This is a genomic window from Streptomyces sp. NPDC020489, from assembly GCF_044386545.1.
Classification (GTDB): Bacteria; Actinomycetota; Actinomycetes; order Streptomycetales; family Streptomycetaceae; genus Streptomyces.
Genome location: NZ_JBIRUZ010000025.1, coordinates 63,047 through 69,046 on the forward strand (window position 1 = coordinate 63,047; position 6,000 = coordinate 69,046).

General features: G+C 66.5%; 7 protein-coding genes. All 7 read left to right on the top strand.

Translation table 11 applies throughout. From position 1 onward, the window contains the following. Positions 1–138: 138 nt before the first annotated feature. The 7 genes from ACH41F_RS40485 (at position 139) to ACH41F_RS40515 (ending at position 5,848) form a co-directional block, all read left to right on the top strand. On the top strand, positions 139–636 hold the full coding sequence (locus ACH41F_RS40485) for a hypothetical protein (protein WP_391237884.1): 498 nt from the start codon (positions 139–141) through the stop codon (positions 634–636). A 68-nt stretch (positions 637–704) separates the two neighbouring features. Further along, entirely contained in the window at positions 705–965 is a 261-nt protein-coding gene (locus tag ACH41F_RS40490; RefSeq protein ID WP_030578380.1) for a hypothetical protein, read from the top strand. A gap of 79 nt (positions 966–1,044) precedes the next feature. Beyond that, entirely contained in the window at positions 1,045–1,497 is a 453-nt protein-coding gene (locus tag ACH41F_RS40495) for a hypothetical protein (protein WP_391237887.1), read from the top strand. 25 nt (positions 1,498–1,522) lie between these two features. Next, positions 1,523–2,095, top strand: coding sequence for a hypothetical protein (locus tag ACH41F_RS40500; RefSeq protein WP_391237890.1), 573 nt, complete (start codon positions 1,523–1,525; stop codon positions 2,093–2,095). After that, complete coding sequence (locus ACH41F_RS40505; RefSeq protein ID WP_200402209.1) at positions 2,092–2,406, top strand: hypothetical protein; 315 nt, start codon at positions 2,092–2,094, stop codon at positions 2,404–2,406. Before ACH41F_RS40500 ends, ACH41F_RS40505 begins: the two co-directional genes overlap by 4 nt. Before the next feature lie 1,356 nt (positions 2,407–3,762). Then, positions 3,763–4,758: an AAA family ATPase gene (locus ACH41F_RS40510; RefSeq protein ID WP_391237893.1), complete on the top strand. Its 996-nt coding sequence runs from the start codon at positions 3,763–3,765 to the stop codon at positions 4,756–4,758. A 688-nt stretch (positions 4,759–5,446) separates the two neighbouring features. Then, positions 5,447–5,848 carry a hypothetical protein gene (locus ACH41F_RS40515; RefSeq protein ID WP_030578395.1) on the top strand — a complete coding sequence of 134 codons (402 nt, stop codon included), beginning with the start codon at positions 5,447–5,449 and terminating at the stop codon, positions 5,846–5,848. Positions 5,849–6,000 lie beyond the last annotated feature (152 nt).

The window sequence follows — 6,000 nt, forward strand, 5'->3', positions numbered from 1 at the left end:
CCCACACCACCCCGAGCTGTTGCCTATTCGCGTTTCAATGTGTAGTGTTATTCGTGTTGAGGGTGACGTTCCCCTCCACCCCGCCCCCCTCTCGGAGCCGCCCTGCCGCTCCCCCATGCCCCCTTACGGAGATCTCCCATGTCCGACGCCGAAGCGGTCCGATCCGTCATAGCCCGTCTCCTCGCCCATGCCGACGAGCCCGAGACCCAGCGCATCCAGGAACTCGCCCGCCAGGCCGGCTACCTGTGGCGCTGCGGCAACCCGGCCTGCCCCGCCTACAACTACCGGGGGCAGCGCTACTGCGAGGGCTGCGGATGGGGCAGCAAGGGCAAGCCGGTCGGCGACCTCCACCCGTGCATGTACACCGAGCGCCGGTGGGCTGCGCTGCGCCGCGCGCTGCTCCGGCACTACGGCCCCGACGCCCCGATGCCCGACGCCGTGGTCTTCGACTACTGGGGCGGACCCGGCTGGCGCGGCGCCGAGGTCACCGAGATGTACGGCGGCAGGACCGAAGAGGTCACCGGCGGGTTCCGTGACCGGGACCGCTTCGCGGACATCGCCGCCGCCCTCGACTCCCTGACCAGGTGGTCGGAGCCGGGCTACGGCGAACACATCCGCGTCGTCTTGGCCTCCTGAACCTCACCGTCCCCAGGGCCCGGTGAGCCACCGCCGGGTCCCGGCCAGCCACGAAGGCGAGCCACGCCATGTCCACTCTGCTGATCGGCCGCTGGTCCACGGACAACGCCACCCTCAGCATCACCGCGTCCCACCAGGTCGACGACGAGGACCAGGACGCCGTCGACGCCCTCACCCGGCCCGTGTTCGCCGAGGGCGCGAACTGGGCGTGCACGTTCCCCGTCGACACCCACCGCCACGCCGTGCAACGCGCGTACGAGGAGTTCGCCCGCGATGACGACGCCTGGCTCGACGACACCGTCGAACACGTCGAGCCGGTCACCCCCTGACCTCACCCACAGCTGCGCCCGGCCACGCGTCGGGCGCCTGCTCGCCCGTGTCCCGCACCCCTACCCGAAGGGCTCTCCCATGCTCGGCAACACCGAATTCGAGTGGGTCTCCGCCGACGCCACACCGGTCCTGCTCTACCCCGGCTTCAACTCCGACGACGCACTCGTCGAGCCCGGCGAGATCGTCGCCGCCGTCTACGACAGCAGCGACGGCATCGCCCTCTACGGCAACCGCGACAAGGTGCTCGGCCTCCTCCTCCAACTCGCCGAAGCCGTCCGCAACGCCCCGCCCGTCCCCACCACGGAGGCGTGCATCGCAGCCACGACCGACCCCACCGCCTGGAACCCGGGCCCCCTCACCTCCCCGCTGGCTCCGGCGAGCAAGGGCTGGACCCTGTGCGGCGCCGAGTCCCACCAGCCCATCGCGGCCGATCCCCGTCTGGCGACCTGTTCCGACTGCGTCGACGCCTTCAACGAGCGCGGGCCGCAAACCCACCTCCGCCTCGTCCACTTCCTCCCCGCCAAGCCCTGACACGACCCCACGCCGCCCTCCTCCGGTGCCGGGCCCGCAGGGCCCGGCACCCCTACCCAAGGCCCCTCATGAACCCCACCGACGCAGCCGGCCCCTCTTCGAAGCCCTCCTCGCCGAAGCCCAGCAGTGGGCGTGCGACGACACCGAGGACCAGGAGCAGCTCGACGCGATTGACCACGCCGACACCCCGCGCGACAAGCTCGCGCTGCTGCAGAACTCCAGCCTCGTCCCTTCCCACCTGGCCTCGGCCATCGCCGAGGCTCTCGTCGCACTCGATCCCGCCACCTACTCCCCCGACTCCGCGCCGACAACATCCGGAACCTCCATGGCCGACCCCGAACTCCACCGCATCCGCGACGCGTCGATCACCGTGGTCGACGCCTCTCCCGAGGACAACACCCCCAGCGACGTCTACGAGATCCAGGTCCACGGCGTCAGCGTCCTCATCCGCCGCCGAGCCCAGTGGGGCCCCGCCTCCGACGTCCCCTACGTCCACATCGAGGACCAGAACGAAGGGCCCAGTCTGCTGCTCGTCGAGGTGAACAACGGCGGCGAGCACGAACACCCCCGCCCCTCGGCCGACGGAGCAGCGACATGAACCCCAACCACGCCTACGCCACCGCCCGCCAGCTGATCGACCCCGACGCCAACTACGCCGTCCACATCCGCACCGACAACGGTTGGACAAAGCCCACCGACCCCAACCACCGGGAACTCCCCGGCCTGGACGTCCTCATGGCCGCCCGCAGGGTCCTGCGCGCCCAACCCGTCGGCCACGTCCAGAGCACCAGCCCCGACACCCTGGACATCCGAACCGGCAACGGCCGGCTCTGGCTGCGCTTCACCACAGCATCATCGAGTAGGGGCCAGGCCCCCGGCGATCCAGCCCCGGGTGACCGCTTCGGCTGACCAGAGGTTGTCCGTCTGGCCCACCTCACCAAGCCCACTCGGGCCGTGTAGGCACCTGGGCCCGCCGCGTGCGGCGGAGCCGTTCAGCGCTCCGAGGCGTTCTGGCTGTAGGCGTTTAGGGGCCCTACTGCCACCGGCCAGAGCCTGGTCGCCGCCAGACGTAGTGTTGCTGCCGTGTGGCTCCCCCCGCTGTCCACTGCGCGCGCTACACGGCCACTGGCTCCTCGGGCTCTCCACCTCCTTGAATTCTCCATTGGGATGTCCACAAGCAGTGGCCTCGAATAGCCTCATTACGACGGGCTTATGACATCGACCGAAGATGGTTGGTCGTCGGGAATGGTCTCAAGCAGCTTGTTTGGGACGGAGTTGCAACGTCAGGTCCCTTTGGACTCCAAGAAACTGGTACGCCGACGCTGCACCTATTCATTGATGTACCAAGAAGGCGCGCACTCGCCTCGGCTCTGATTCAGTGAAAACTTCGTTCCAGTCGGCATGGACTTGCAATCCGTCCTGCGCACCTACTACTGGTCATTTGCTTGCCGCCACCAACACATATATTGGTACTGCGCCCACACTTTGCGCTCGCCGTTTGTGGCCTGCACATGCTCATTGCTCCTCCACAGTTCGCGCACTGACTGCTAGGGCTGAGCCAATTTACTCATCTCCGTAGGCATGCTTGTAGGCATGCTTGTAGGTACGTAGGCATCTCTGTAGGTATCTCTGTAGGGATCTTCGCATCTCTGTAGGTTTCGATCGATGCAGCCAGGTCGCTCACCTCTCCACCTAACACGCACTTCTATCGACACACGCTGCTTCTACATCGGCAGTTGCCCACTAGCACCCCGCGCACATGCGACGACGTCGCTGCCTGCGCGTTGATCCGCACGCTTCATGCTGCGAACGCATACTTCTCGAACATTACGCACCTTGGCACGTCCGACCCCGCCACTCTGCCTGTACGCGCACCACATCCCTTCGCGCTATCTAGATGCATGGCCTCTTGTCGCCGCCTGCACAAGTCCCAGCCTTGGCGGCAGCCCCTCAAGCTCCGCAGCCTTGGCACTGGCGTGGACTCGGCGCACCGCAAGGCTCACGACACGCCCCGCGCTACGCCACAACACCAACACTCGTCGCATCTTCCTGTTATGGTCGCCCGTGTCGCGTCGTGACACGGACTGCAGACATCCAGTGCACGAAGCACGCCCCCAATGTCCGTAATAACCAGCAGAGCGCACTCGTGATGCAGCAAATGACCAGTAATGCCACTCAGATACACCTCAAGCGCGTGACACGACGCGACAGTCACCTCGCCGTCTCCCGCAGCCACCCTCTCTCCCAACTCCGGAGGCCCTCGCGATGACCACAGCCCATCCGAGCGACATCGACGTCGCCGACGAGGCATCGCTCCCGGCGCCGGTGGTGCTTGCCATCGCCACTCAGAAGGGCGGCGTGGGCAAGACGACCACCACCGTGAACTTGGGCGCACGCCTCTCCATGGCCGGCTACAACGTCCTAATTGTTGATCTTGAGCCCCAGGCGCAAGCTGGAACCGCGCTCGGCATCACGCTCGGCGGCCATGAGGATGAGGTTGCGAACGAAGCGGAGCTCCAGCGGTCTCTCGGCTACATCCTGCAGATGGCTCTCCAGAAGTTCCCGCGTCCGCATCTCAAGCAGGCGATGTTCGACCGCACCGACGAGGTACTGGGGGACTTCGAAGGTCACGGTCAGCTTTGCGTCCTTGCCTCGGAAGAGGCATCCATGTCAGCGGCGCAGAACGCCTTCGTGACGAAGCCCTACAAGGAGATCGTCACCCTTCGACACCTCTTGCTCCAGGAGGCACGGGGCTTCCACTTCGTCCTCATCGACACACCGCCGGCCGTATCCCACCTCAACGCAGTGGCGCTGGCGGCCGCTGACTTCGTGGTAACCGTCTGCATCCCGGAGTACCAGTCCATCAAGGGTGCCCTGGTTCTGAGCGCGGCCACGCACGCGATCGCAACGAACACCCAGGGAGTCTGCGAGCCACAGCTTCTCGGCGCTCTACTCAATCGCTCCAACCCCGAGTCTGCGTGGACGGCTCAGGACGTGGACATCCGGAACGCGATGATTGGTGACGGCATCAACGCCGAGCCAGGGCGGGGCCTCTTTCCGTTCGTTACGGATGTGCGACGCGACGTCCGCATCTCGGAGTCCTACATCCACGGCCGGCCCGCCGTAACGCGGTTCCCGAATCACTCGTGTGGCAAGCAGTACACGGGCGTCGTGGAGGAGATCCTGGACCGCATCCAACTGCCGCGCCAGAAGTGGACCATCGCCGATCCGGTCCTTGTCGAGGAGAACGTCGATGCCTGAGGAAGAGCCCTCCGGAGCGGAGCGCAAGCAACCCAAGAAGAGGACGGCGAAGAAGGTCGCGGGTCTCAGGCCTCGTCCAGACTTGCTCAGCAATCCCGCCCTGTCGGGTGCGGCGAGCGTGGCGGCCCGCTCAGTCCTGGGTCAGGGTGCCGGAGCTCAGCCAGTTAAGGCTGTCCAGGTTCCGGCCTCGGCCTCACAAGACGCCATTGCCGTGCCTGCCCCGAGTACACCCCCTGACTCGCAGGGCGCGGCTGAGGCGGTTGCGCCGGACACTACGCAGACGCGGGCCGAAGACCAGGCGTTGAGCGAGGGAGCGGAATCCGGCTCCGCCACGCCTCTGTCGGTCTCCGCCACGGATGTGCAACTCAGTGAACCGGCACGACCGGACTCCGGTGATCTTTCATCTCCAGACGCTGCTAACTCTGGAGCAATGCACGGAACTACCCCGCATGCCTACCAAGGCCTACCCGACGACGGGGAGGCCGCTGGGCAGCACCTCGTTGCTCATGACGACGAGCAGCCGGTCCCGGGGGAGGAGGCGACCACAGCCGAGACGACTGAGGCTGAGCCAAGAGCGGGGGGAGCACCTTCATCAGGGTCCCGGCGAAAGCGCTCTGTCTCCACTCGCCAGGGCTCCAAGGTGGGGCCCGCACACACGGCATTGCTCAACTCATGGCGTAGCAGCAGGGTGGACCTCAAGCTCCGTCGGGACGCCTGGCAGACGCATCCGTTCCGCTTCGCGGCGGACTTGGTGACACAGCTAAGCAAACGGGTGGCGCAAGACTGTTCGTCTTCCGGTAAGTCGCTGACGGCTGCGCAGTATGTCGACGCTGCAATGAGCCAGTATCTGCCGACGACCATAGAGGAGCAGTTGGCGCTTGCCGAGGAGTTCCTTCTCTCTCGGGAGACGGACGTGGGCACGGGGAAGCAGGCCAGCCATCGGGTCAGCCCTGAGGTCTATGCCGTCGCAGCGCCCCTAGCCAATGATCTCCGGGAAGCAGGGCACGCGCGCATCGCCGTTCACGTCTACTCAGGGGCCCTTGACAGCTTCCTCCGCGATCTCGAAGCAGAAGGGCCGCTCGGGAAGTAGGGCACAGGCACCCCCTCGGCTTCGCGGAGGGGGGCCCCCCCCCCCGGGGGGGGGGGGCGCCCCCCCCCCCCCGGCCCCCCCCCCCCCCCCGGGAAAACGCGGGGGGGGGTGGAAGCCCACAAGGAGTTTTAAAAAAAGGACCTATATGGGTG

Bases quoted from the DNA above. Each gene is read 5' to 3' on its own strand.
- ACH41F_RS40495 (WP_391237887.1), top strand. From the start codon at position 1,045: ATGCTCGGCAACACCGAATTCGAGTGGGTCTCCGCCGACGCCACACCG.
- ACH41F_RS40485 (WP_391237884.1), top strand. From the start codon at position 139: ATGTCCGACGCCGAAGCGGTCCGATCCGTCATAGCCCGTCTCCTCGCC.
- ACH41F_RS40510 (WP_391237893.1), top strand. From the start codon at position 3,763: ATGACCACAGCCCATCCGAGCGACATCGACGTCGCCGACGAGGCATCG.
- ACH41F_RS40505 (WP_200402209.1), top strand. From the start codon at position 2,092: ATGAACCCCAACCACGCCTACGCCACCGCCCGCCAGCTGATCGACCCC.
- ACH41F_RS40490 (WP_030578380.1), top strand. From the start codon at position 705: ATGTCCACTCTGCTGATCGGCCGCTGGTCCACGGACAACGCCACCCTC.